The 25,932-nt window shown below is 70.8% G+C and carries 19 protein-coding genes; 13 read left to right on the top strand and 6 right to left on the bottom strand.

The window, feature by feature from the left end; translation table 11 throughout:
- Positions 1-429 precede the first annotated feature (429 nt).
- From ACFP2T_RS11050 to ACFP2T_RS11015, 8 genes are all read left to right on the top strand, one after another.
- Positions 430-1,740, top strand: a complete 1,311-nt coding sequence (locus ACFP2T_RS11050) for an L-fuconate dehydratase (protein WP_377420405.1) — start codon at positions 430-432, stop codon at positions 1,738-1,740.
- Between the two features lie 81 nt (positions 1,741-1,821).
- Complete coding sequence (locus ACFP2T_RS11045; protein ID WP_377420403.1) at positions 1,822-2,877, top strand: sugar ABC transporter substrate-binding protein; 1,056 nt, start codon at positions 1,822-1,824, stop codon at positions 2,875-2,877.
- Entirely contained in the window at positions 2,874-4,517 is a 1,644-nt protein-coding gene (locus ACFP2T_RS11040; RefSeq protein WP_377420401.1) for a sugar ABC transporter ATP-binding protein, read from the top strand. Before ACFP2T_RS11045 ends, ACFP2T_RS11040 begins: the two co-directional genes overlap by 4 nt.
- Entirely contained in the window at positions 4,514-5,551 is a 1,038-nt protein-coding gene (locus ACFP2T_RS11035) for an ABC transporter permease (RefSeq protein ID WP_377420399.1), read from the top strand. The genes ACFP2T_RS11040 and ACFP2T_RS11035 overlap by 4 nt, the downstream gene beginning before the upstream one ends.
- 145 nt (positions 5,552-5,696) lie before the next feature.
- Positions 5,697-6,368: a FadR/GntR family transcriptional regulator gene (locus ACFP2T_RS11030; protein WP_377420397.1), complete on the top strand. Its 672-nt coding sequence runs from the start codon at positions 5,697-5,699 to the stop codon at positions 6,366-6,368.
- 18 nt (positions 6,369-6,386) lie between these two features.
- Positions 6,387-7,343 (top strand): DUF1152 domain-containing protein, encoded by a 957-nt coding sequence (locus ACFP2T_RS11025; RefSeq protein WP_377420395.1) that lies wholly within the window; start codon positions 6,387-6,389, stop codon positions 7,341-7,343.
- Positions 7,344-7,611: 268 nt separating this feature from the next.
- Complete coding sequence (locus tag ACFP2T_RS11020; RefSeq protein ID WP_377420918.1) at positions 7,612-9,762, top strand: ThuA domain-containing protein; 2,151 nt, start codon at positions 7,612-7,614, stop codon at positions 9,760-9,762.
- A gap of 103 nt (positions 9,763-9,865) precedes the next feature.
- Positions 9,866-12,775, top strand: a complete 2,910-nt coding sequence (locus tag ACFP2T_RS11015) for a carbohydrate-binding protein (protein WP_377420393.1) — start codon at positions 9,866-9,868, stop codon at positions 12,773-12,775.
- 56 nt (positions 12,776-12,831) lie between these two features.
- Here the strand turns inward: ACFP2T_RS11015 and ACFP2T_RS11010 are convergent, their stop codons facing one another.
- The 3 genes from ACFP2T_RS11010 to ACFP2T_RS11000 are packed head-to-tail and all read right to left on the bottom strand — an operon-like array spanning position 12,832 to position 16,831.
- Entirely contained in the window at positions 12,832-13,473 is a 642-nt protein-coding gene (locus ACFP2T_RS11010; RefSeq protein ID WP_377420390.1) for a LuxR C-terminal-related transcriptional regulator, read from the bottom strand.
- A complete protein-coding gene (locus ACFP2T_RS11005; RefSeq protein ID WP_377420388.1) occupies positions 13,461-14,669 on the bottom strand; it encodes a sensor histidine kinase in 1,209 nt (402 codons plus the stop codon). Before ACFP2T_RS11005 ends, ACFP2T_RS11010 begins: the two co-directional genes overlap by 13 nt.
- Complete coding sequence (locus ACFP2T_RS11000; protein WP_377420386.1) at positions 14,666-16,831, bottom strand: MMPL family transporter; 2,166 nt, start codon at positions 16,829-16,831, stop codon at positions 14,666-14,668. The genes ACFP2T_RS11005 and ACFP2T_RS11000 overlap by 4 nt, the downstream gene beginning before the upstream one ends.
- A 215-nt stretch (positions 16,832-17,046) precedes the next feature.
- Here ACFP2T_RS11000 and ACFP2T_RS10995 point away from each other — a divergent pair, with 215 nt between their 5' ends.
- From ACFP2T_RS10995 to ACFP2T_RS10975, 5 genes are all read left to right on the top strand, one after another.
- Entirely contained in the window at positions 17,047-17,655 is a 609-nt protein-coding gene (locus ACFP2T_RS10995; RefSeq protein WP_377420384.1) for a flavodoxin family protein, read from the top strand.
- A gap of 184 nt (positions 17,656-17,839) precedes the next feature.
- Positions 17,840-18,709: an NAD(P)-dependent oxidoreductase gene (locus tag ACFP2T_RS10990; RefSeq protein WP_377420381.1), complete on the top strand. Its 870-nt coding sequence runs from the start codon at positions 17,840-17,842 to the stop codon at positions 18,707-18,709.
- Between the two features lie 219 nt (positions 18,710-18,928).
- A complete protein-coding gene (locus ACFP2T_RS10985; protein ID WP_377420379.1) occupies positions 18,929-19,846 on the top strand; it encodes an ABC transporter permease in 918 nt (305 codons plus the stop codon).
- Positions 19,843-20,739, top strand: a complete 897-nt coding sequence (locus ACFP2T_RS10980; protein ID WP_377420377.1) for a carbohydrate ABC transporter permease — start codon at positions 19,843-19,845, stop codon at positions 20,737-20,739. Before ACFP2T_RS10985 ends, ACFP2T_RS10980 begins: the two co-directional genes overlap by 4 nt.
- A 50-nt stretch (positions 20,740-20,789) precedes the next feature.
- Entirely contained in the window at positions 20,790-22,451 is a 1,662-nt protein-coding gene (locus tag ACFP2T_RS10975; RefSeq protein WP_377420375.1) for an extracellular solute-binding protein, read from the top strand.
- Between the two features lie 147 nt (positions 22,452-22,598).
- Here ACFP2T_RS10975 and ACFP2T_RS10970 read toward each other — a convergent pair whose 3' ends face one another.
- Genes ACFP2T_RS10970 through ACFP2T_RS10960 form a run of 3 tightly spaced genes read right to left on the bottom strand, consistent with a single transcriptional unit; the run spans position 22,599 to position 25,920 of the window.
- Positions 22,599-23,381, bottom strand: coding sequence for an ABC transporter permease (locus tag ACFP2T_RS10970; RefSeq protein WP_377420373.1), 783 nt, complete (start codon positions 23,379-23,381; stop codon positions 22,599-22,601).
- A gap of 49 nt (positions 23,382-23,430) precedes the next feature.
- Complete coding sequence (locus ACFP2T_RS10965; RefSeq protein WP_377420371.1) at positions 23,431-24,993, bottom strand: DUF1349 domain-containing protein; 1,563 nt, start codon at positions 24,991-24,993, stop codon at positions 23,431-23,433.
- A complete protein-coding gene (locus ACFP2T_RS10960) occupies positions 24,994-25,920 on the bottom strand; it encodes an ABC transporter ATP-binding protein (RefSeq protein ID WP_377420369.1) in 927 nt (308 codons plus the stop codon).
- Between the last annotated feature and the right edge of the window lie 12 nt (positions 25,921-25,932).

The raw sequence follows: 25,932 nt of genomic DNA, 5'->3' as shown, positions 1-25,932 counted from the left end.
CGTTGCGGGGCGCCACCCGCGAACCTCGTTCCCCGGCGCACGCTGGACGCCGTGTACTGCCGGGACGAGCCCGCGCCGCCGTGTCGGCGGATACGGCGGCGCGGGAGACCCGGGACCCGGTCGATGACCGGGCACCGCAGTTAACATTGGATGTATCCCCCTCGTCAACACCATCGTCGATTCGATGCTGTGGGCCGGAACGACGGAGCAGCGTTGCCGAATGGTGATCCGAGGTGATCCCCACAGGTCTTGCTGCGCACCGGTGGCTCTGGTAAACATCCGATGTATAACCTGGTTCCCCGAGCAAAGGACCGACCCGGTGCGCCACAGCGGCAGCGCGATACACCCGATCCCCGACCTGGCGGTCCCGATTCGCCGGCTCGTGCCGGATCCCCGCGTACCGGGGCGGCGGCAGCGGGTGGTCGGGGCATGAGCAGCCGTTTCATCGCCGTCGACACCTACGACATCCGGTTCCCCACCTCCCGTCACCTCGACGGGTCGGACGCGATGAACCCGGACCCGGACTACTCGGCGGCGTACCTGGTGCTCCGGACCGACTCGCCGGACGGCCAGGAGGGGCACGGCTTCGCCTTCACCATCGGCCGGGGCAACGAGGTGCAGTCGGCGGCGATCGCGGCGCTGCGGCCGTACCTGCTCGGGCGGCTGGTCAAGGACGTGCTGGACGACCTCGGCGGGATGTGGCGGGAGCTGGTGCACGATTCGCAGCTCCGCTGGCTCGGCCCGGAGAAGGGGGTCATGCACATGGCCATCTCCGCCGTCGTCAACGCGTTGTGGGACCTCAAGGCCAAGCGGGCCGGACTTCCGCTGTGGCAACTGCTCGCGTCGATGCCGCCGGAGGACCTGGTGGCCCTGGTCGACTTCCGGTACCTGACCGACGCGCTCACCCCGGACGAGGCCCTGGCGATCCTGCGCTCCCGCGCCGAGGGGCGGGAGGAACGGGTCGCGCACCTGCTGGCCGAGGGCTATCCCGGGTACACGACCTCGCCCGGCTGGCTGGGCTACGACGACGACAAGCTGCGCCGGCTCTGCCGGGAGGCGGTGGCCGACGGCTTCCGGCAGATCAAGCTCAAGGTCGGCGGCAACCTCGACGACGACATCCGGCGGATGCGGATCGCCCGGGAGACCTGCGGTCCCGACTTCCGGATCGCGGTCGACGCCAACCAGCGCTGGGACGTCGACCCGGCGGTCGAGTGGATCACCGCCCTGGCGCCGTTCGATCCGTGGTGGGTCGAGGAGCCGACCAGCCCGGACGACGTACTCGGGCACGCGGCGATCGCCCGACGGATCGCACCGGTCCGGGTCGCCACCGGCGAGCACGTGCAGAACCGGGTGGTGTTCAAGCAGCTCCTACAGCTCGACGCGGTGTCGTTCGTGCAACTCGACGCGGCCCGGGTGGCCGGGGTCAACGAGAACATCGCGATCATGCTGTTGGCCGCCAAGTTCGGCGTGCCGGTCTGCCCGCACGCGGGCGGCGTCGGGCTCTGCGAGCTGGTCCAGCACCTGGCGATGTTCGACTACGTCGCCGTCTCCGGCTCGACCGAGAACCGGGTCATCGAGTACGTCGACCACCTGCACGAACACTTCACCGACCCGGTACGGATCCACAACGGCAACTACCTCGCCCCCACCGCCCCCGGGTTCAGTTCCACCATGCGCCGGGCCAGCCTGGTCAACTACTCGTTCCCCGACGGTCCGGTGTGGCGCGACGCCACGCCGTGACCCCGTACGTCCACGCCGAATCCCCCTGCCCCACCCGGTACGCACCGCCCCCCACCTGAACCGTTCACAGTGAGGATCAGCATGGAACTCACCAGACGCGCCACCCTCGGTGCGGCGATCGTCGCCGCCCTCGTCGCCACCACCGCCGCCTGCAACTCCGCCGAGTCCCCGTCGGGCGGCGGCGATGGCGGTTCCGGCAACTCCCAGATCGCGGTCGACCTGCCCCGGGCCGACTCCGACTTCTGGAACTCCTACGCGAAGTACATCCCGCAGTTCGCGCAGGAGCAGGGCATCAACCTGATGACGCCGACCAACTCGCAGAACGACATCGCCAAGCTCGTCGCCAACGCGCAGGCGCTGACCAGCCAGGGCGCCAAGGCCATCGTGATGGCGCCGCAGGACACCGGGGCGATCGCCACCACCCTCGCCCAGCTCGAGCAGAAGAAGATCCCGGTGGTCTCGGTGGACACCCGCCCCGACAAGGGCAAGGTGTTCATGGTGGTCCGGGCCGACAACCGGGCGTACGGGCAGAAGGCGTGCGAGTTCCTCGGCGAGAAGCTCGGCGGCAAGGGCAAGGTCGTCGAGTTCCAGGGCTCGCTCTCCTCGGTCAACGGCCGGGACCGCTCGGAGGCGTTCGCCGAGTGCATGAAGACGAAGTTCCCCGGCATCACGGTGTTCGAGGAGCCGACCGAGTGGGAGGGCGCCAAGGCGTCGGCCGCGTTGCAGACCCGGCTGGCCCAGCACCCGGACATCAAGGGGATCTACATGCAGGCGGGTGGGGTGTTCCTGGCCCCGACCCTGCAACTGCTGCGCTCGCGTAACCTGCTGGTGCCGGCGGCCGATCCCAAGCACATCTTCATCGTCTCCAACGACGGCATCCCGCAGGAGTTCGAGGCGATCCGCAAGGGCGAGATCGACGCCACCGTCTCCCAGCCGGCCGACCTGTACGCCAAGTACGCGCTGCTCTACGCCAAGGCGGCGGTCGACGGCAAGACGTTCCAGCCCGGCCCGACCGACCACGACAGCAACATCGTCGACGTCGGCAACGGTGTGCTGGAGGACCAGCTCCCGGCCCCGCTCGTCACCGCCGCCAACGTCGATGACAAGGCGTTGTGGGGCAACCAGATCGGCGGATGATGAGCATCGACTCGATCGCCGTGCCCGGGGCACCCGCCCCGGGCACGGCACCACCCGGTACGGCGGTCGAGGCGACCGGCGTCACCAAGCGGTTCGGCGCCACGACGGCGCTCGCCGACGCCGGCATCACCATCGCCGCCGGCAGCACACACGCACTCGTCGGGCGGAACGGGGCCGGCAAGTCGACCCTGGTGTCGATCCTGACCGGGCTGCACCGCCCGGACACCGGCACGGTCCGGTTCGACGGCGAACCGGCCCCCGCACTGGCCGACCGGGACGCCTGGCGCCGCCGGGTGGCCTGCGTCTACCAGCGCTCGACCATCATCCCCACCCTGACGGTGGCGGAGAACCTGTTCCTGAACCGCCAGGCCGGGCGGGGGCCGATCGGCTGGGCCCGGCTGCGTCGGCGGGCCGGCGCGCTGCTCGACGACTACGGCGTGGCGGTGGATCCCGGTGCGCTGGCCGGTGAACTGAACGTGGAGCAGCGGCAACTCGTGGAAATCGCGCGGGCGCTCTCCCTGGGCAGCCGGTTCATCATCCTCGACGAGCCGACGGCCCGGCTCGACGCCACCGCGATCGACCGGTTGTTCACCCGGATGCGCGCACTGGCCGCGTCCGGGGTGACGCTGCTGTTCATCTCGCACCACCTGCACGAGGTCTACGAGGTCTGCGACACGGTGACCGTGCTCCGGGACGCCCGGTGGATCCTCACCCGGCCGGTCACCGAGGTCGGCCACGCGGCGCTGGTCGAGGCGATGACCGGCGAGGCGGTCGGGTTGACCGAGTGGCCCTCCCGGCCTCCGGTCACCTCCCAGACGTCGGTCGCGCTGCGGACCACCGGGCTCCGGCTGGCCGACGCCTACACCGACGTCGACCTCGAAGTACGGGCCGGGGAGATCGTCGGGGTGACCGGCTCGGGCAGCAGCGGCAAGGTCTCGCTGGCGGAGACGCTCAGCGGACTGCGCCGGCCGGACGGTGGCGAGATCCGGGTCGGTGCACAGCCGGTGCGGCTGGGCAGCGTACCGGCGGCGCTGGCCGCCGGGATCGGCTTCGTGCCACAGGACCGGCACCGGGAGGGCCTGGTACCACTGCTCTCGGTGGAGGAGAACGCCACCTTGCCCATCGCCGGCCGGTTCGGTCCGGCCGGGGCGATCGTGCCGAAGCGGCGGACCACGGTCGCCGAGGAGATGATCGCGCGGTACGACATCAAGACGTCCAGCCCGTACGCCCCGGTGAACAGCCTCTCCGGCGGTAACGCCCAGAAGGTGGTGCTGGCCCGGGCCCTGTCCACCGATCCCCGGGTGCTGGTGCTGATCGGCCCGACGGCCGGGGTGGACGTGCGGTCCAAGGAGTCGCTGCTCGGCGCGGTCCGGGCGGCGGCCGACGGTGGCACCGCCGTGCTGCTCGTCTCGGACGAGCTCGACGACCTGCGCGCCTGTGACCGGGTGCTGGTGATGTTCCACGGGCGGATCAGCGCCGAACTCGGACGGGACTGGGAGGACGCCGAGGTGGTAGCCGCGGTGGAGGGAGTGGCCGCCGACCGGATCGGCGCCGCGGAAGCCGTGGCGGCCGAGCGGATCGGCGCCACGCAGGAATCGGCCACCGATGGTGTCGGGGCCCCGGAAGGAGCCGGACAATGACCGGAACGAGCACCGCCACCCCGGCCGGCGTGGCAAAGGCGCCGTCACCGCCGGGTGGGCCGCTCCGGCCCCGACTGCGGCTGGCCCGGCTGCGCGACCTGGCGCTGGTGCCGGCGATCCTGGTGCTGGTGGTGGTCGGCGCGCTGATCGACCCGGTGTTCCTCAGCACCGCCAACATCATCAATGTGCTCCAGCAGCAGACCGAACTGTCGTTGCTGGTGCTGGCCGAGGCGATCATCCTGATCGGCGGAAAGTTCGACCTGTCGCTGGAGTCGACCGTCGGGCTGGCCCCGGCGCTCGCGGTCGCGCTGGTGATCCCGGCGGCCAGCAACGGCCTCGGCACCGACTGGCCGACGACGCTGGCGATCCCGATCTGCCTGCTCGTCGGTCTCGCCATCGGCGCGTTCAACGGGATGCTGATCCTGCGTCTCGGGCTCTCGGCGTTCATCGTCACGCTCGGCATGCTGATCGTGCTGCGGGGCGTACAGATCGGTATCACCGGTGGGCAGAACCTCTTCGAGCTGCCCCCGTCGGTGCTCTACCTGGGCAACGCGCTGTGGTTCGGGTTGCCCGCCTCGATCTGGTTGTGCGCGGCGCTCTTCGCGGTCGCGATCGTCGTGCTCGGGTTCTTCCGGCACGGCCGGTCGATCTACGCGATCGGTGGGAACGCCGACGCGGCCCGGGCCGCCGGTATCCGGACCGACCGGGTGGTCTGGATCGTCTTCATGGTCGCCGGGGTGCTCGCCGCGCTCGCCGGGCTGCTGATGACCGGCCGCCTCGGCTCGGTCGCCGCCGCCCAGGGCCAGGGCATGATCTTCACGGTCTTCGCCGCGGCGGTGATCGGTGGGGTGAGCATGGACGGCGGTAAGGGAACGCTGTTCGGCGCGCTCTGCGGGGTGGTCGTGCTCGGTCTGATCAACAACATCCTGACCCTGGCCGGCGTCTCCGCGCAGTGGATCCAGGCCATCTACGGCCTGATCATCCTGGTCGCCCTGATGCTCGCCCGGATCACCACCGGCAAGGCACAGGATTGACCCTCGGAGACTCCCCGGCGCGGCCCGGGTGCCGGCGGACACGGCCGGTGCCCGGGTCGTCCGGCGTCCCGGGGCGGACACCCCGACGGGGCTACCGGTCGGGGCCGGGGCCGACGGCGGACAATGAACCCCTGCGGAGGTGGACATGGCACTGACTGACGAGGCCATCGACAAGATCAAAGGGATGATCACGTCGGGTGAGCTGGGTCCCGGCGACCGGCTGCCCAAGGAAGCCGACCTCGCCGAACGGCTGGGACTGTCCCGCAACTCGCTGCGGGAGGCCGTCAAGGCGCTGTCCATCATCCGGGTGCTGGACGTACGACAGGGCGACGGCACGTACGTCACCAGCCTCGAACCGCCGCTGCTGCTCGACGCGCTCAGTTTCGTGGTCGACTTTCACCGCGACGACACCGTGCTCCAGTTCCTGGAGGTACGCCGGATCCTCGAACCGGCCGCGACCGCGCTCGCCGCACAGCGGATGCCCGAGGAGGGGATCGTGAAGCTCCAGGCGACGCTCGACGGCCTCGGCACCGATCCGAGCATCGAGGCGCTGGTCAGCAACGACCTCGACTTCCATCGGCAGATCGCGGCGGGCGCCGGCAACACGGTGCTCTGTTCGCTGATCGACGGCCTGTCCGGGCCGACCACCCGGGCCCGGATCTGGCGCGGCCTGACCCAGCAGGGCGCGGTCACCAAGACCCGTGAGCAGCACCAGTCCATCGTCGACGCGATCGTCGCCCGGGAACCCGAACTGGCCCGGTCCTGGGCGACCGTGCACGTCGCCGGGGTGGAAGACTGGCTCCGGCGCGCACTGTAGAGCCCGGCGGGAGGTCCGGTGTCAGAGCTGGCGACTCCGCCGCTGTTCGCGGCCCTGGCCGGCGCCCGCAACGTGCTGATCGCCGGTGCCGGTGGCGGGTTCGACGTCTACGCCGGGCTGCCGCTCGCGGTCGCGCTCTGGGACGCCGGGGTCCGGGTGCACCTGGCGAACCTGTCGTTCGCCCAACTGGAGCTGATCGACCTGGACGGCTGGTTCGCGCAGGACGTCGCGGCGGTCACCCCGGACACCAAGGGTCCGGAGGAGTACTTTCCGGAGCGGGTTCTCGCGGACTGGCTGGCCGCGCACGGGCTCCCCAGCACGGTGTACGCCTTCCCCCGGACCGGTGTCCGGCCGCTGCGTCGGGCGTACCGGCGGCTGGTCGAACACCTGGACGTGGACGCGATCGTGCTCGTCGACGGCGGCACCGACATCCTGATGCGCGGCGACGAGGCCGGCCTCGGCACCCCGGTGGAGGACATGACCAGCCTCGGCGCGGTGGCCGGGCTGGAGGTGCCGACCCGACTGGTGAGCTGTCTCGGGTTCGGCATCGACGCGTACCACGGGGTGAACCACGTCCAGGTGTTGGAGAACCTGGCCGCGCTGGACCGCGAGGGGGCGTACCTCGGTGCGCTCTCCATCCCCGGGCGGAGCCGGGAGGCGGTGCTCTACCGCGACGCGGTCGCCCGGGCCCAGGCCGCCACACCGCTGCGGCCCAGCATCGTCAACGGGCAGATCGCGGCGGCCACCCGGGGCGAGGTCGGCGACGTCCAGTTCACCCGGCGTACCAGCGGCAGCGCGTTGTTCGTCAACCCGCTGATGGCGATCTACTTCACCGTCGACCTGGCGGCGCTCGCCCGGCGGTCGCTCTATCTCGATCGGCTGGAGGACACCGTCGGCGCCCGCCAGGTGAGCCTGCGGATCGACGAGTTCCGGTACGACGTCTCGAGCCGGAAACCTCGGGCCTTTCCGCACTGAGTTCACACCCGTCGGCACCCAAAGCGGCCAGAACATTGGATGTTTCTCACCTCAGGATCGGTGTTGCTGGGGCCTTAGCCGATAGAAGCCGTTGAAGCATCAAGATAGATAGGATGTCTAAAGATCCAAATGTATTGACGCCTTCGGTCGGGCGTGGCAAAGTGCGGTCCAGCGGTGGGCGCGGGCAGGCGCGCACCGAAGGCTTGGAAGGTGCGTCGGCGCGCTCCTCTCCTTCACCGGTCCGTCCCCGGAGGAGCAGATCGTGCGAATGCTGACCCGTGCCCTGCTGGCCGTCGCCATGACCGTGGTGGCAACCGTCGCGGTACCCCTGACCACGGCCGCCGTCACGCCGAGCGCCGCCTCGACCGCACACTTGCCGAAGGCCGCCCCGGCCGCTCCACTGTCCAGGATCCTGGTCTTCTCCAAGACCGCCGGATTCCGGCACTCGGCCATCCCGAGCGGTATCGCGGCGATCCGGCAACTCGGCACCGCGAACGGGTTCACCGTGGACGCCACGGAGGACGCGGGCGCGTTCACCACCGCCAACCTGGCGCGATACCAGGCGGTGGTCTGGCTCTCGACCACCGGCGACGTACTCGACGACGCCCAGCAGGCCGCGTTCCAGGCGTACGTCGGAGCCGGCGGCGGGTACGTCGGCGTACACGCGGCGGCGGACACCGAGTACGGCTGGTCCTGGTACGGCGGACTGGTCGGCGCGTGGTTCGACTCGCATCCGGCGACCCAGCCGGCGACGATCCGGGTCGAGGACCGGGGCAACGCCTCCACCGCACACCTGCCGCCGACCTGGACCCGCACCGACGAGTGGTACAACTACCGGACCAACCCGCGTGCTGCCGTGAAGGTGCTGGCCAGTCTGGACGAGTCGTCGTACAGCGGCGGGAACATGGGCGACCACCCGATCACCTGGTGCCAGAACTACGCCGGTGGCCGGTCCTGGTACACCGGGCTCGGGCACACCGAGGAGACGTACGCCGACCCGAACTTCACCCGGATGCTGCTCGGCGGGATCCGGATCGCCGCCGGGGCGACGCCGGCCGACTGCCGGCCGGAGACCGGCTACGCCTCGCTGTTCGACGGCAGCCAGGCCAGCCTGGACCAGTGGCGGCAGGCCGGCCCCGGTGGGTTCACCCTGGCCGACGGCACGCTCACCTCGTTCGGCGGGATGGGCCTGCTCTGGTACCCGGTCCGCACCTTCGCCAACTACTCGCTGAAGCTCGACTGGATGATGCCGGGCGACGACAACGGCGGGGTGTTCATCGGGTTCCCCGATCCGCAGGGTGACCCGTGGCGGCCGGTCGACACCGGTCACGAGATCCAGATCGACGCCACCGACGCCGACCCGTCCCGGACCACCGGCAGCGTCTACAGCTTCCAGGCACCGAACGCCGCGCTCCGGGACGCCGCGCTGAACCCGCCCGGCGCGTGGAACAGCTACGAGATCGCGGTGACCGGGCAGCGGGTCGAGATCTGGCTCAACGGCGTGAAGATCAACGATTACGTCAGCGGCCGGGCCATCGCCGACGGCTACCTCGGAGTGCAGAACGACGGCGCCGGCCTCGACATCAACTACCGGAACATCCGGATCAGGGCGGCCGGCACCCCGGGCGCCGTCGACCGGGCCCGGAGTCAACCGGTCACCGCGTCCAGCACCGAGCCGAACAGTGCGCACCTGCCGGCCAACGCGGTCGACGGCAACTCCGGTACTCGCTGGGGCAGCGCGCACGCCGATCCGCAGTGGCTCGCCGTGGACCTCGGTGCGACGTACGCGGTGAACCGGGTCCGGCTGAGCTGGGAGACGGCGTACGCGCGGGCGTACCAGATCCAGACCTCGACCGACGGCAGCACCTGGACCACCGTGCACAGCACCACCACCGGCGACGGCGGCACCGACGACATCACCCTGACCGGCACCGGCCGCCACCTACGGGTGTACGGCACCCAGCGCGGCACCGCCTGGGGCTACTCGCTCTGGGACCTGAACGTCTACGGCGAACCCGCCGGCACCGGCGGCACGCTGCTGTCCCGGGGCCGCCCGGCCGTCGCGTCCAGTGTGGAAGGCGGCAGCACACACGTCGCCGCGAACGCCGTCGACGGCAACGGCGGCACCCGCTGGGGCAGCCTCTACACCGACCCACAGTGGATCAGCGTCGACCTGGGCGCGGTCCGGACCGTCGACCGGGTCCGGCTGGCCTGGGAGGCGGCGTACGCGCGGGCGTACCAGATCCAGACCTCGACCGACGGCAGCACCTGGACCACCGTGCACAGCACCACCACCGGCGACGGCGGCAGCGACGACATCACCCTGACCGGCACCGGCCGGTACCTGCGGGTGCACGGCACCCAGCGCGGCACCGCCTGGGGCTACTCGCTCTGGGAGTTCGACGTCTACGGCAGCTGATCCCGGCGCACCCACCACCAGCTGGCCGGCCCAGACCCCGGCATCCCCCACCACCTGGCCGGCCCACACCCCGGCATCCCCCACCACCCCCACTGGAGGACCCGTGTCACCCACCTCCCGTCGGCGCTTCGCGCTCACCGCCGCGCTGGCCACCGTCGTGGCCGTCGCGGGGTGGATACCGCAGGCCGGCGCCGCCACCAGCACCACCACGCACGACGGCACCGCAGCCCACGCCGCGGCCCAGGCCGCCGCCGCTCCACCCGCCACCGGGCTGTTCGAGAAGGTCAAGCTCGACGGCGGCCTGTCGATGGGCGAGCCGATCGAACTGGCCGTACTGCCGGACCAGAAGGTGCTCTACATCAACCGGGGCACCACCAACGGCGGCGGTCAGGTCCGGCTCTACCACCCGGGTACCCAGACCACCACCGTCGCGCTCACCCTGGCACTCGACGCCCGGCACGAGGACGGGCTGATCGGGATCACCGTCCACCCGCAGTTCGCCACGAACCGCTGGGTGTACCTGTTCTACTCGCCCAAGGTGACCCCGCTGGTCAACCGGATCTCCCGGTTCACCTTCAACCCCGGCACGAACCTGCTCGACCCGGCGTCCGAGGACATGGTCATCGAGTGGCCCACCGAACGGGAGCTGTGCTGCCACTCGGCCGGGTCGATGACCTGGGACAGCAACAACAACCTCTACTTCGCGGTCGGCGACAACACCAACTCCGGCGGCGACTCGGCCGGCATGGCGCCGATCGACGAGCGGACCAACCGGAACCCCCAGTACGACGCGCAGCGTACCTCCGGCAACACCAACGACCTGCGCGGCAAGATAAACCGGATCCATCCCGAGGACAACGGCACCTACACGATCCCGGCCGGCAACCTCTTCCCGGCCGGTACGGCGGGGACCCGGGGCGAGATCTACGTGATGGGGCTGCGGAACCCGTACCGGATCTGGGTCGACAAGCAGGCCGGCAACACCCTCTACTGGGGCGAGGTCGGTCCCGACGCGGGTGCGACGGTCGCCAACCGGGGTCCGGCCGCGTACGACGAGTTCAACCGGGCCACCGCGCCGGGCAACTACGGGTGGCCGTACTGCGGCGGGCCGAACGTCGCGTACAACGACTGGGACTTCGCGGCGAACGCGCCCCGGGGCTGGTTCCCGTGCGGCGGCACCACCGGCCCGGTGAACAACTCGCCCCGCAACACCGGCCTCCAGCAGTTGCCGCCCACGAAGCCGGCGACGGTGTGGGAGCAGCACGGCGGCAGCCGGGAGTGGCCGGCGCTGGACAACCCGGGCGGTTGCGGCTCGCCCGCGCACACCGAGGTCTACCACTACAACGCCAACCTGGTCTCCGACGTGAAGTGGCCGCAGTACTACGACAACAAGTGGATCATCTCGGAGTACTGCCGGAACTGGCTCAAGGAGGTCCAGTTCAACAACGGCAACCCGGCCACCGGTACGCCGACCGTCATCGAGCCGGTGCTCGGCGGGATGAGCTTCGTGCACCCGATCGACTTCCAGTTCGGCCCGGACGGCTCGCTCTACCTGCTGGAGTACGGCAGCGGCTACTTCTCCGGCGCCCCGGACGCCGGACTCTACAAAATCAACTACATCCAGGGCGGACGCTCGCCGCTGGCCAAGGCGACGCCCAGCGTCGACAACGGCCTCGCCCCGCTGACCGTGAACTTCTCCTCGGCCGGGAGCACCGACCCGGACGGCGACCCGCTCGGCTACGCCTGGGACTTCGACAACAACGGCACCGTCGACTCGACGGCGGCGAACCCGTCGTACACGTACACGACCGTCGGCGACAAGCGGGCCCGGCTGACCGTGAACGACGGCACCGGGAAGTCGGGCACCACGGTCGTACCGATCGTGGTCGGCAACAACCGGCCCACCGTCAGCGTCGGCGGGCTGCCGAACGGCGGCCTGTTCAGCTGGGACGAGAACCTGACCGCCACGGCGGCGGCGACGGACCCGCAGGACGGCACCATCCCGTGCGCCAACGTGGTGGTCCGGGCTGCGCTCGGCCACCAGGAGCACGCCCACGAGGAGGGACAGGGCACCGGCTGCGGCGCCACCTTCGACACCGGCCCGGTGCACGCCGGTCCGGACTCGGTGCTGTTCTTCGTGATCCGGGGCGGGTACACCGACCGGGGTGCCACCGGCAGCGTGCCGCTGACCGGCGAGCGGGAGATCACCCTGTGGCCCAAGCAGTGGCAGGCCGAGCACTACGTACAGCTCAACGGGCCGCAGGTCATCAACGCGGCCGGCGCCGAGGGTGGCTTCCGGCTCGGTGACATCCAGAACGGCGAGTGGGTACGCCACCACGGCGTCAGCCTGAAGGGCATCACCGGGGTACGGGCCCGGGTGTCCTCCGACAAGGCCGGCAACGTGGTCTCGTTCCGGTACGACTCGCCGACCGGCACCGAGGTCGCCCGGGTCACCGTGCCGAACACCGGCGGCTGGGACAACTACACCGAGGTCACCGCCCCGGTCAGCAAGCCGGACGACGGCACCCACGACCTCTACGTCGTCTTCACCGGCGGCTCCGGGGCACTGCTCGACCTCGACAGCTACACCTTCACCGGGGCCGGCGTCAGCACTCCGGACTCCGGCGGCCCCGGCCGGACCGGGCCGCTCCGGGCGATGGGCAAGTGTGCCGAGATCAACGCGGCCGGCACCGCCGACGGAACCAGGGTGCAGATCTGGGACTGCAACAGCCAGCCGCAGCAGACCTGGACGCTGCCCGGCGACGGTACGGTCCGGGGGCTGGGCAAGTGTCTCGACGTCGCGGCCAGCGGGCTGACCAACGGGACCAGGGTGCAGTTGTGGACCTGCAACGGCACCGGCGCGCAGCAGTGGGTCGCCGCGGCGAACGGCGGGCTGCGGAACCCGCAGTCCGGCCGCTGCCTGGACATCCCCGCCTCCAACACCACCAACGGCACCCAGTTGCAGATCTACGACTGCAACGGCACCGCGGCACAGAACTGGACCCTGCCCTAGTGGTACCGACCCGGCTGGGCAGGACACCTGGCCCGGCCGGGTCTGCCCTGGCCGGATCAGGCGCCGAGGTACGCCAGCACCGCCAGGACCCGCCGATGGTCGTCGTCCGACGGAGGAAGGTCGAGCTTCGTCAGGATGCTGTTGATGTGCTTGCTCACCGCTTTCTCGGTGATGACGAGCCGGGCGCCGATCGCGGCGTTGGACCGCCCCTCGGCCATCACCGCGAGCACCTCCCGCTCGCGCGGCGTAAGCGTCGCCAGTTGGGCCGCCCGGCCGCTGCCGAGCAGTTGGGCCACCACGTCCGGGTCCATCACCGTGCCGCCGGACGCCACCCGACGAATCGCCTCGGTGAACTCGCGCACCTCGCCGACTCGGTCCTTGAGCAGATAGCCGACTCCGCCGGCCCGGTCGCTGAGCAGTTCGCGGGCGTACACCTGCTCGACGTACTGGGACAGGATCAGCACCGGCAGGCCGGGCACCTCCCGCCGGGCGGCGATCGCGGCGCGCAGACCCTCGTCGGTGCAGGTGGGCGGCAGCCGTACGTCGACCACCGCCACGTCGGGTCGCAGCGAGACGAGCGTCTCCGCCAGTCCGACACCGTCGGCGACGGCGGCGACCACCTCGAAGCCGTACGCGGCCAGCATGCGTACCATGCCGTCGCGGAGCAGCACGAGATCCTCGGCGATCACGACCCGCACGGGAGCACCGCCTCCACTTCGGTGGGGCCGCCGGTCGGGCTGGTGACCGTGACGGTGCCGTCGAACGCGCCCAGTCGCCGCGCGATCCCCCGCAGTCCCGTACCGAGGGAACCGTCGGCGCCGCCCCGGCCGTCGTCGCGTACCCGGAGGCGGAGCCGCACCTCCTCGTCCACGATGGACATCGTGATCCGGGTGGCGACGGCGTGCTTGATGGCGTTGGCGAGCGCCTCCGCGAGCACGAAGTACGCCGCCGACTCCACCGGGGCACTGAGCCGCCGACCGAGCCGCAGGTCGAGGTCGACCGGTACCGGGCTGGCCATCGCGAGCGCCTCGGCCGCCCCGACCAGGCCACGGTCGGCGAGCATCGGTGGGTGGATGCCGCGCACGAGGTCGCGTAGCTCGCTCATCGCGCTGTGCGCCCCGGCCCGGGCGTCGGCGAGCATCGCCCTGGCAGCGCCCGGGTCGCTGTCGAACATGTCCTCCGCCATCCCCAGGTTCATCGTCAGCGCGACCAGCCGGGCCTGCGCGCCGTCGTGCAGGTCGCGTTCGATCCGGCGCAGTTCGGCGGCGGAGGCGTCGACCACGGCCGTACGCGTCTCGACGAGCTGCTCGACGCGGGCGCTCAGCCGGGCGGCGGCGGTGGGGGTGAGCAGCCGGCGGGCCAGCCGCGCCTCGCCCGCCCGGAACGCCCGGGGCGCGAAGTAGGCCGCCACCAGGAGCACCACCCCCAGCGGCACGGCGATCAGCGACCGGGGGGTGCTGGTGACCGGCATGCCCTGGAACACCAGCTCCAGATCGGCCGGCAGCAGCAGGTACAGCAGCGGTATGACGAAACCCTGTAGGCCGGCGGGCCAGAGCGCCACGACGAGCATCGCGACGAAGCAGGCCACCGCCTGACCGGCCAGCCATCCGGCATCGCGCCAGAAGGCCGCCTCGGCGAGGATTTCCCGGATCCGGCCCGGTGGACCGGCGTACGGCGACGGGATCCGTGGCCCGATCCGCCGCCGCTGCGTGTCGGCCAGCCGGCGGGTGAGCCGGACCACGAAGCCCAGCACCGGCCCGCCCAGCGGCGGCAGCAGGCAGAGTAGCAACGCGAAGGCGGTGAGCGGCAGCAGTCCCTGCGCCGCCAGCCCGAGACCGGCGCTGATCAGCAGATGGCCCGCGTCCCGCGCCGCTCGCCGCCTCCGCTTCGTCACTGCACCATTGTCGCCGAAACCGGTCCCCCGGCCGGCTCCGTCTCCCGTGCCGACGCCGGCGCCGTCTCCGCTGCTGTCTCCGGTGTCGCCAACGTCCTGCCCACCCGCGCCGGCCAGAAGGCCGCCCTGCCGAGCAACGCGGTCAGCGCCGGTACGAGCAGCCAGGAGAGCACGAAGGTGGAGAGCAGCACGCCGACCGCCACCGCGAAGCCGACCTCGGCGAGCGTGGCCGAGATGGTCAGTGCCCCGAACGACGCCGCCAGGATCACCCCGGCCGCGGCGACCGGCGGGCCGGCCTCGCGCAGTGCCACCCGGACAGCCTCGCGCCGGGACGCGCCGCCGCGCAACTCCTCACGAATCCGGGCGATGATCAGGATGTTGTAGTCGGTGCCGATCGACGCCACGAACATGTAGACGATCAGCGGAAGCGTGAACGTCAGCCCCGGCCGGCCCACGGCCCCCTGGAAGACCAGCACCGCCGCGCCGAGGGTGGCCACGAACCCGCCGACCACCGCGCCGAGCAGGTACGCCGGAGCCAGCACCCCGCGCAGCATGAGTAGCAGCACCAGGCCGATCAGCAGACCGGCGGCGGGCAGGATCACCCTCAGGTCCACCTCGACCACCGCCCGGATGTCCGCGAATATCGAGGTCTCGCCACCGACGTACACGATGCTGCCCGGCGGCGCGGCGGCGTGCGCGGCCGGGCGTAGCTCCTGCTCCATCGCGTCGAGCGCCCGCGCACTGAACGGGTCGGCCGCGAGCAGTAGTTCGACCTGCGCCGTCTGGCCGGTGGCCCGTACCGCGCCGACCTCGCCCACGATGGGCAGGGCGGAGAGCCGCTCCGCGTACGCCGCGACGGTCTGCTCGGTCAGCCCGGGTCCGGACAGGTACACCGAGGTGGGGCTGAGCGTGCCGGCCGGAAACCCGGATTCCAGCCACCGCATGACGCGGGCCGACTCGGTGCCGGCCGGCATCGTCTCGATGTCGTAGCTGGGCCGGTGTGCCAGCGCGGCCGAGCCGAGCGCCGCCAGGATGGCCACCGCCGCGAGGGCCACCGCCGCCGGTCGCCGGGCCACCAGGAGACCGGTCCGGGCCGCCAGCCCCGCCCTCGGTGCGTTCCGCCACGCCTTCGACGGCCAGAACGCCCGGTGCCCGAGCAGCGAGAAGACCGCCGGGATCAGGGTCAGCCCGGCAAGGACCATCACGAGTACGGCGAACGCCAGCGCCGGCCCCAGAATCTGGAACGACCCGAACCCGGAGAGCAGCAACGCCCCGAACGACACCGCCACCGCCAGCGCGGACACCCCGATCGCCGAGCCCACCCGGCCGAGCGCGGCCACCATCGCGGTACGCCGGTCCTCGCCGAGGCGCAGCCGCTCGCGGTACCGGTACAGCAGGAACACCACGTAGTCCGTACCGACCCCGAACAGCACCACCGGCAGCAGTCCGGTCACCGAGCCGTCCAACGTCGTTCCGGCGAGCTTCGCCGCGATCGCGATCACCGCCACCGCACCCTGGCCGACCAGCGCGATGATCAGCAGGTTGAGCAGCGCCACCCACGGGCTCCGGAAGATCACCACCAGCAGGATCAGGATCATCACGATCATGCCGACGCTGACCAGCAGATCCAACCGCTCGGTGTCCTTGGCCACGGCCGCCGCACCGGTGTAACCGGACCGCAACGGCGTTCCGGAGAGTCGCTCCGCCGTATCGTCGCGCAACCTGCTGACCGCGCTGGACACCTCCGGATGGCCCAGCTTCGCCGTGAAGGTCACCTGGGCCAGCATGACCTTGCCGTTGGGTGACAGCGACGGCGCGCCCACCCCGCGTACACCCGCCCCGCCAAGGCCGGCCACCGCCTCGCGCCCCTCGGCCTGGTCGGCCGGGCCCAGCGCCGCACCATCAACACGCGACAACACGAGTACGGCGGTAGCACCGTCCTCCGCGTCGGACGGGAACGCCTGCTCGGCGAACCTGGCCGCCCGGACCGACTCGTAGCTCTCCGGTAGGAAGTCCGTCTCGTTCTGCCCGGAGACGGCTGCCGGACCCTCCGGCCCGAGCACCAGATAGCCGAGACCACCCAGTCCCATCACCACCACCAGCCAGGTCACGATCACCCGTACCGGATGCCGGACCACCGCCGAACCCCACCGCTCGAACATGGCCACCCCTCTCGAATTCGTCCTGGTAGACGCTATGGAGCAGGGCGGGCGTGATCGATGGTGCGCAATGGCGTCTTGGCAGTGGTGCCAGCACCCCTGCCGGCGCCACTTCGGCACCGCATCGGCGGCGGCGACAGATCGGCCCGACGGTTCGTCCGACGGACGACGGGGTAGGAGCGTGCGGGTCCGGTCACGATCGAGTCGGGAGCAAACCTGTGGGAACCCTCCGTGCGTTGGTACTGTGCTGCACGCTCAAGCCCTCCCCCGCGCCATCCAGTGCCGAACTGCTGGGTCGGGAGGTACTCGCCGCACTCGCCGACCACGACGTGGACGGCGAACTGGTTCGGGTGGTGGACCACCGGGTGAAGTTCGGCGTCTCCACCGACGAGGGCGACGGCGACGGGTGGCCGGCCATCCGGGCCAAGCTGATGGACGCGCAGATCCTGGTCGTGGCGACCCCCATCTGGCTCGGCCAGCCGTCGAGCGTCTGCAAGATGGTGCTGGAGCGCCTCGACGCCGAACTGTCCGAGACCGACGCGGAGGGTCGGCTGTCGACGTACGGCAAGGTCGCCACGGTCGCCGTCGTCGGTAACGAGGACGGCGCACACCACGTCACCGCCGAGGTGCTGCAAGCCCTCAACGACGTCGGATTCACCGTCGCCGCCAGCGCCGCCACCTACTGGGTCGGCGAGGCCATGGGCGGCACCGACTACCGGGATGCCGGACCGAAGCCGGACACCACCGGCAGCGCGACCAGGACCCTCGCCAACAACGCCGCGCACCTCGCACACCTGCTGGCGAAACAGCCGTACCCCGCCGGCTGAGGACTCGCTGGTCCTGGAGTACCAACTCGGTGGTCCTGGAGTAACCAGCCAGCGGTAGCCCCGTCTCCCGCCCGAGGTGGCAGGGCGGGGCCCGAACCGGGTGAGTGGGCCGCGTTCCGAGTCGGTGGCGCCCTGCGCTGACCTACGCTGCCGGATAGGGCAGTGCGCTACGGGGGGAAGTCCGATGGCGGAAGCGCAGCGGGTGGCCGTACTCGGGCTCGGCGGCATGGGGCAGCCGATGGCCGCCAACATCGTCCGGGCCGGTCTGCCCACGGTCGTCTGGAACCGCCGGTCGGGACCGGCTCGGCAGCTCGCCGAGCAGGGCGCCGAGGTGGCCGACAGCGCGGCGGACGCGGTGCGCCGGGCGGACATCGTGATCACGATGGTCACCGACGCCGACGCCGTCCGCGCCATCGCCGTCGACCAGGGCATGCTGGCCGCGATGCAGGAGGGCGCGCTCTGGGCCCAGATGAGCACCATCGGCGTCTCCGGAACGGAACGGATCGTCGGCCTGGTCCGGGCGCAGCGCCCCGACGTCGTACTGGTCGACGCGCCCGTGGCCGGTAGCCGGGGCCCGGCACAGCAGCGTCAACTGGTCATCCTCGCCTCCGGTCCGGAGCAGGCCCGCACCCGGATCGCACCCGTCTTCGACGCGATCGGGCAGCGGACCGTCTGGGCCGGGCCGGCCGGAGCGGGCTCCCGGCTCAAGCTGGTCAACAACATGCTGCTGGCCTTCGTGGCCGAGGGAATCGCCGAGTCGATGGCGCTCGGCCATTCGCTGGGCCTGGACCGCGACGCGGTGCTCGGCGTGCTCCGGGGCAGTCCCCTGGTCTCCCCGTGGGCCGAGGAGAAGCTACAGCGGATCGGCCAGGACGAGTACTCGGCGCAGTATCCGCTCTCCCTGGCGCTCAAGGATGTCAACCTGGCGCTCCAGGAGGTCGACATCGACCGGCTCGCGGTCGCCAACAGCCTGGCGGCGCAGTGGCAACGGGCGGTGGAGCGGGGGCTCGGAGACGAGGACCTCACCGTGATGACCCGGGCCCTCCAGCACTGAGGTCCGGCGATAACTCCTCGGCGCCGGAGCCGCAATGCGGAATGCCGCGGTCCTGCTGGTCAGCCCGTCGACAACGGGTCCATCGGCATTAACGCCGGTCTTGACGACATTCAAGATCGAACATAGGTTTACCTGCGCGTAACGGAGAACTTCCGGAACTTTCGCGATCCATCGTGTTCAACTGCCCGCGTATCCCGCGTGGCTGCCGAACAGAATGGGGTGAGCCGGTTGACGTGGTGGGATCGGGTACGGCGGGACCGGATCCTGCTGCTGGCCGCAGTGCCCGGCGTGGCACTCCTACTGATATTCCACTACCTGCCCTGGTTGGGCAATGTCATCGCCTTCAAGGACTACCAGCCCTACATCGGCATCTTCGACAGTCCCTGGACCGGTCTGCGCAACTTCCGGGTCATCGTCAACGGAGATCCCGCGTTCCTCAACGCACTGACCAACACGCTGATCATCACCCTGCTCCAGGTGCTGATCGTCTTTCCCGCACCGATCGCCCTGGCCCTGTTGCTGGACAGCCTGATGTCCGAGCGGCTCAAACGGGCCGTGCAGAGCATCCTCTACCTGCCGCACTTCCTGTCCTGGGTGATCGTGGTCGCGATCTTCATGCAGTTGCTCGGCGACGGCGGCCTGCTCAACAACTTCCTCCGGGAGCACGACCTCGGCACCGTCAGCATCATCAGCAACCCCGACGCCTTCCTGGCGCTGGTCACCGGGCAGGTGCTGTGGAAGGACGCCGGTTGGGCGACCATCCTCTTCCTGGCCGCGCTGTCCCGGATCGACACGACCCTCTACGAGGCGTCGGCGGTCGACGGAGCCAGCCGGTGGCGGCAACTGTGGCACATCACCCTGCCCGGACTGCGCAGCCTGATCGTGCTGTTGCTGATCCTCCGGCTCGGCGACGCGCTGACCGTCGGGTTCGAACAGATCGTGCTCCAGCAGCAGGCGGTCGGCGCGGACGCGAGCGAGGTGCTCGACACGTACGTCTACAACAACGGCATTCTCGCCGGTGACTGGGGGGTCAGCGCCGCCGTCGGACTGGTCAAGGGCGTCGTCGGGCTACTGCTGGTGCTCGGCGCCAACAAACTCGCGCACCGGTTCGGAGAGCAGGGGGTCTACCAGAGATGAGCAGCCGAGCCACCATCGCCGGGGTCACGGTCGCCTCGAAACCGGTACGCGCGCTGAAGGGCGTCGTCCTGGCCGTCTGTTGTGCCGCCGTGGTCGTGCCGTTCGTCGGGATCGTCTCCACCAGCCTCGCGAGCCGGGAGCAGATCACCCGCGAGGGTGGCTTCGTACTCCTTCCGGACCAGGTCAGCTTCGCGGCGTACCAGGCGATCCTCTCCGGTGGCGTGGTCACCCGGGCGACGATGGTCAGCCTCTTCGTCACCGTCGCCGGTACGACGTTGAGCATGGCCGCCACCATCCTGCTGGCGTACGGGCTCAGTCGGCCCAGGTCGGTCGCGCACCGGCCACTGCTGATGATCGTCCTGTTCGCACTGCTCTTCACCCCGGGCATCATCCCCAGCTATCTCGTGGTGAAGAGTCTCGGCCTGCTCGACACGTACTGGGCGCTGATTCTGCCGGTCGCGGTCAACGCATTCAATGTGATCATCCTGCGCGCGTTCTTCATGGAGCTGCCGAAGGAGGTGATCGAGAGCGCCCGGATAGACGGCGCGGGAGATGTCGCTATCCTGTTCCGGATCATCCTGCCGCTGAGCAAGGCCGTACTAGCGGTCATCGGCCTGTTCTACGCGGTGGCGTACTGGAACGCGTTCTTCAGCGCCCTGCTCTACCTCAACGACACGGCCAAGTGGCCGTTGCAACTCGTGCTACGGACGTACGTGATCAACCAGACGCAGATCGGAGTCGACCAGCTCGGTGCCGCCGGCGTCGCACTGCCGCCCCAGGAGGCGATCCAGATGGCCATCCTGGTGCTCTCCATCGTCCCGGTCCTCGTCGTCTACCCCTTCGTACAACGGCACTTCACGAAGGGTGTGCTGATCGGCGCGGTCAAGGGCTGAACCCCGCTCATCCCATCCGATGCCTTCCGGCGCTACGCCAAGGAGCAACGATGACCAGTTCTTCGTCGATCGGCCGCCGGCAATTCCTCACCGGCGCGCTCACCACCGCCGCTGCGGTCGCCACCCCGGGCCTGCTCGCCGGGTGCGGTGGCGGCGGCGGTCCCAGCGGCGGCGGAAACAACCAGGCCAGCGGCTCGGTCCGGCTGCCGAACTACACCCCGTACACCGGGGTCACGCCGGACCTGAGGGGCAACCCGCAGGGTCTGCTGGACGCCTTCCTCAAATACCCGGAGCCGGCTGTCCGGGCGACCAACGCCGCGCCCGGGGACGGCGGCCCGGTCTCCGCCTTCGTGCTCACCAACTCCCCGGTACCGCCCGCTCTCGGGCAGAACCCGTTCTGGCAGGAACTGAACAAGCGGCTCGGCGCCGACCTGCAACTGACCATCGTGCCCAGCGCCGACATGCCGACCAAGTTCGCCACCCTGGTCGCCGGGGACGACCTGCCCGACCTCATCGTGCCGGCGCTGTTCACCCCGAACGGGCTGCCGGCCGGCACCGCCAACCTGCCGGCCTGGCTCGCCGCCAAGTGCCAGGACCTCACCCCGTACCTCTCCGGCGACGCGGTCAACGAGTATCCGTTCCTGGCCAACCTGCCGACCGAAGCCTGGCGGGACTGCCGCTACAACGGCGGCATCTACGGGCTGCCGGTGCCGCGCGGCGTCGGCGGCACCCTGATGATGCGTCGCGACGACCTGTTCAAGCAGCTGGGCGCCAATCCGCAGCCGAGCAACTTCGCCGAGTTCCGGGAGGTCTGCCGCAAGGTCACCGACGCCCGCGCGAACCGTTGGGCGCTCGCCCTGTCGCCGCTGGACTTCGTCCGGCAGATGCTCGGCAACCCGTGGCGGTGGAGGCTCGAGGGCGGCCAGCTGGTGAGCGCTTACGAGGGCGAGGAGTACAAGCAGGCCCTCGCCGACGTTGCCCAACTGGTCAAGGACGGCGTGGTCCATCCGGACAGCTTCAGCAACAACGCGCCGGTCAAGAAGTGGTTCAACGCGGGCAGCGCCCTGCTGATCCCCGACCGGTACACCGCCTGGCCTCAGTTCTTCGCCGAGAACATCGCCGGGCCCCAGTTCGAGATCGGCGGCATGCGCCCGCCGCTGCACGCCGGCGGCGGCTTCGCCGCCACCTGGCAGGCCCAGGCGACCAACAACTTCACGGCCTTCAAAAAGGCCGACGAGGGTCGGATCCGGGCGCTGCTCAAGGTCTGCAACTGGCTGGCGGCGCCGTTCGGCACCGAGGAGTGGCTGCTGCGCCGGTACGGCGTCGCCGGTACGCACTACAACATGCGTGGCGGTGGACCCACGTTGACCCAGGCCGGGGTGAGCCAGACGGTGCTCGGCGTCCGGTACATCGTGGACGCCCCCGATGTGATCTTCGTGCCGGGCGAGCCCGAGGCCACCCGGAAGTCGTACGAGTACCAGGCGTCGATCATTCCGACGGCGATCAAGGACCCCACCCTCGGCCTCTTCTCCGACACCTGGTCCCGCAAGTCCGGCCAGCTCGGCACGATCATCAACGACGCGAACAACGACATCCTCAGCGGCCGCAAGCCCGTCTCGGCCTGGGACGACATCGTCAAGCAGTGGCGGAGCACCGGCGGCGACCAGTGCCGTACCGAGTTCGAGGACGCGATCAAGAACAGCGGCGACTAGGGATCCGTTCCTCGCCACCGGGATCGGAAGCGTGCCGGCACCGGGGCCGGGAGGCGCTGCCGACCTCCCGACCCCGGTGTCCCCGACATCGTCGCCGGGTCGCTGTGGCGACGACGTCGACCCCCGTCCCGGCCCGGGTACGCCGGTTCAGGCGTCGCGAAACCGGAACAGCAGCGCGCCGGCGAGCAGCGCCGCACCGGCCCAGCCGGCCAGGACACCGAGCCCGGCCCACGGTCCGATCGGCTGCCGCTCCAGCGCCGTGGTGGCCTGGACGGCCAGCCCCGAGGTCATCGGAGCCACCTTGCCCAGCCGCTCCTGCCATTTCGGGTCGCTGACGAGCTGGGTGACCACCGGGAAGCTGAACAGCAGGGTGAGCACCACGATCATCGATCCGGCGGTGTCCCGGACGGCCGTCCCGACGCCGATCGCGAGCAACGCGACCAGTCCGAGGTACAGCACCGTACCCACGGCCGCCCGCAGGGTCGGCTCGTCGGCCAGGGACAACGGCGGATACCCGTTCGCCGGGGTGAAGCCGTTGCCGGGCAGGATGAGCCGGCCGGCGAGCAGCGAACCGAGCACTCCGGGTACGGCGGCGGCCAGCACCAGCGCCGTGACCACCCCCGCCTTACCGGCCAGTACGGCCCACCGGCGCGGGTTCGCGGCGAGCGTCGTCTGGATCAGGCCGTTGCCGTACTCGTTGGTCACCGCGAGCACGGCCAGCACCGCGACCGCCACCTGGGCGATCCGGACTCCCCAGAGACTCAGCCGGGTGGTGTCCTCGAAACACTCGGTCGGGGTGGGGCACGCGGACGTGTCCACCGCCGCCGTGGCGAGCGCGCTGAACGCCACGGTGGCGACGACCACCGCCAGGCCCAGCCAGGTGGTGCTCGGCAACGTGCGCAGTTTCGTCCATTCCGCGTGCACGGTCACGACGTCTCCCCCACTACGCTCGCTTCCGACGTCCGACCGCTTCGGCCGCTCACGCGTCCCGCCGTCGGAGCAGCCAGTACGCACCGGCGACGGCCACCGCGACGTAGCCGCAGAGCACGCCCACCCCGACCCATGGCCCGTCGACGAAACAGCCGGACTCCGGCAGGCAGACCGTGGCGACGTGCTCGTACCGGGGTGTGGTCTGCTGGATCGACAGGCCGGCCGCCGGCGTCAACCGCATCAGCCACTCCGCGGCGGTCAGCGGCAGCGCGCCGGCGACCATCTGCGGTAGGACGATCAACACGATGACCGCGGTGATCGCGGCGGCGCTGCGCCGCAGGATCGTGCCCACCGCCAGGCTGAACACGGCGACCAGGGCCAGTACCACCGCGGTGCCGACGACCGCCCGCGACACCGGCCAGTCCAGCAGCGACGGGGTCGGGAACAGCGGTGGCTTGAATCCGCTGGCTCGTTGGCCCGGCTGGCTGGCCAGGAACGCGGTGACGCAGGCGACGAGCCCGACGCCGAACGTCGCGGCCCCGAGCACCAGGGACTTCGCCGCCAGTACCCGGCCCCGCCGGGGGCTCGCCGCGAAGGTCGTCCGGATCATGCCCCGGCGGTACTCGGCGGTGATGAAGAGCGCGCCCAGCGCGACGATCGGCATGAGCCCGATCAGTACTCCGCCGAGGCTCATCCGGGTCAGGTCCTCGTCCGCGGCGCGTGGTGCGACGTCGCCGGTCCCGGTCACCGTGCTGGCTCCGGTGCTGTCGGGAACCCCGCTGACCAGGGCGGCGTCCGGCAGTTCCGGTCCACCGGGCGAGTCCGGTGCGTCCGGCGCGGTACGCCCGTCGGCGGCGTTCGGCCCGCCCCGGCCGGTCACGCCGATCTCCTCGTCGCGCCAACCCGCCGCCGAGGGTGCCCCGGACGGGCGTACGCCCACGTTGTCGAACCTGGCCGTGCTCCAGCTCGGAGTGGCACTGACCGAGGTGCCGTTGAACTGACGCTCGACCCGGGTGGAGTTCGGCGAGGCGACGAAGATCCCGACCTCGGCCGTCTCCGGCAGCCCGGTGAGTTCCGCACTGCCGACCTGGTGCCAGTTCGCGCCATCGGTCGACTCGTACCCGGTGACGGTGCCGCCGGTACGGGTCAGCCGCAGCCAGACCGGTGTGCCGCCGGCACTACCGGCCCGGTCGACGACGAAGTTGGTCTGCCACCGTACGCCGTGACCGGGGGTGAGCAGCATCGCGGCGTACCGGGCGCCGGGGCGGGTACCGTCTTTGATCATGACGCCGGCCTTGGCCCAGCCGGGGGCGGCACCCTCCACGCCGGACTGCGCCAGTACCCGGGCGGTCACCTCGCCGTTTCCGGTCATCGGCTGGTGCACGAACCGGAAGGTGTCCTGCACCTGTCCCCCGTCCGGGCCGATCGGCGGCGCCGACCCCCCGCCGATCGAGAAACTGCTGTTCGCCGCGCTGAGCAGCGAGATCAGGACGGTCAGGCCGACCGCCGCCAGCATGGTCAGCGCCCACCGGCGCACCGAGCGCAGCTTGGTCCACTCCGCCCGCAGCAACCCGGCGAAGCCGGCCCCGGACGGTGTCGTCGTGGTGGTCATTCAGGCCTCCTGGCCGACGGTGGTGTGGAACTCGGCGGCGTCCCGGGTGAGTTCCATGTACGCCTCCTCCAGCGAGGCCCGGTGCGCGACGACCTCCGAAAAGGGCAGCCCGCGCTCGGTGAGCAGCGCGACGACCCGTTGTGCGGGCAGCCCGGAGACCGTGACCGTCTCGGCGTCGATCGCCGCGACCGTGGCACCGGCGTTGGCGAGTGCCGCCATCGCCTCGGCCCGCTTCGTGGTACGCAGCGCGACCCGGTCGCCCGACGCGGTGGCGAGCAGCGCCGCGACGCTGGTGTCGGCGATCAACCGTCCTCGGCCGATCACCACCAGATGGTCGGCGCTGCCCTCCAGTTCGGTCATCAGGTGGCTGGAGACCAGTACGGCCCGCCCCTGCGCGGCCAGTGACCGCAGCAGTCCACGGATCCACCGGATGCCCTCGGGGTCGAGCCCGTTGACCGGCTCGTCGAAGAGGAGGACCGGTGGATCGCCGAGCAGCGCGGCGGCGATACCGAGCCGCTGCCGCATGCCCAGCGAGAACCCACCGGCCCGGCGCCGCGCCGCCGGACCCATGCCGACCTGCTCGATCACCTCGTCGACCCGACGCCTCGGCAGGCCGTTCGAGTGCGCCATCCAGAGCAGATGGTCACGGGCCCGCCGACCCGGGTGCACGGCCCCCGCGTCGAGCAGCGCACCGACCTCACGCAGCGGCGTACGCAGCGAGTGGTAGGGGCGCCCGCCGACCAGCGCGGTACCGCCGTCGGGGGCGTCCAGTCCGAGGATCATGCGCATCGTGGTGGACTTGCCGGCGCCGTTGGGCCCGACAAAGCCGGTGACCTGTCCGGCCGCGACGGTGAACGACAGATCGTCCACGGCGAGGGTCGACCCGTACCGCTTGCGAAGGCCCCGGGCCTCGATGGTTGCTTCCATGCCGCGAGGCTA

This window comes from Plantactinospora solaniradicis (assembly GCF_042658085.1).
GTDB classification, from domain to species: domain Bacteria; phylum Actinomycetota; class Actinomycetes; order Mycobacteriales; family Micromonosporaceae; genus Plantactinospora; species Plantactinospora solaniradicis.
This window is presented reverse-complemented; position numbering and strand designations above follow the sequence as displayed.

Bases quoted from the DNA above. Each gene is read 5' to 3' on its own strand.
- ACFP2T_RS11050 (WP_377420405.1), top strand. From the start codon at position 430: ATGAGCAGCCGTTTCATCGCCGTCGACACCTACGACATCCGGTTCCCC.
- ACFP2T_RS11045 (WP_377420403.1), top strand. From the start codon at position 1,822: ATGGAACTCACCAGACGCGCCACCCTCGGTGCGGCGATCGTCGCCGCC.
- ACFP2T_RS11040 (WP_377420401.1), top strand. From the start codon at position 2,874: ATGATGAGCATCGACTCGATCGCCGTGCCCGGGGCACCCGCCCCGGGC.
- ACFP2T_RS11035 (WP_377420399.1), top strand. From the start codon at position 4,514: ATGACCGGAACGAGCACCGCCACCCCGGCCGGCGTGGCAAAGGCGCCG.
- ACFP2T_RS11030 (WP_377420397.1), top strand. From the start codon at position 5,697: ATGGCACTGACTGACGAGGCCATCGACAAGATCAAAGGGATGATCACG.
- ACFP2T_RS11020 (WP_377420918.1), top strand. From the start codon at position 7,612: ATGCTGACCCGTGCCCTGCTGGCCGTCGCCATGACCGTGGTGGCAACC.
- ACFP2T_RS11000 (WP_377420386.1), bottom strand. From the start codon at position 16,831: ATGTTCGAGCGGTGGGGTTCGGCGGTGGTCCGGCATCCGGTACGGGTG.
- ACFP2T_RS10990 (WP_377420381.1), top strand. From the start codon at position 17,840: ATGGCGGAAGCGCAGCGGGTGGCCGTACTCGGGCTCGGCGGCATGGGG.
- ACFP2T_RS10980 (WP_377420377.1), top strand. From the start codon at position 19,843: ATGAGCAGCCGAGCCACCATCGCCGGGGTCACGGTCGCCTCGAAACCG.
- ACFP2T_RS10975 (WP_377420375.1), top strand. From the start codon at position 20,790: ATGACCAGTTCTTCGTCGATCGGCCGCCGGCAATTCCTCACCGGCGCG.
- ACFP2T_RS10965 (WP_377420371.1), bottom strand. From the start codon at position 24,993: ATGACCACCACGACGACACCGTCCGGGGCCGGCTTCGCCGGGTTGCTG.
- ACFP2T_RS10960 (WP_377420369.1), bottom strand. From the start codon at position 25,920: ATGGAAGCAACCATCGAGGCCCGGGGCCTTCGCAAGCGGTACGGGTCG.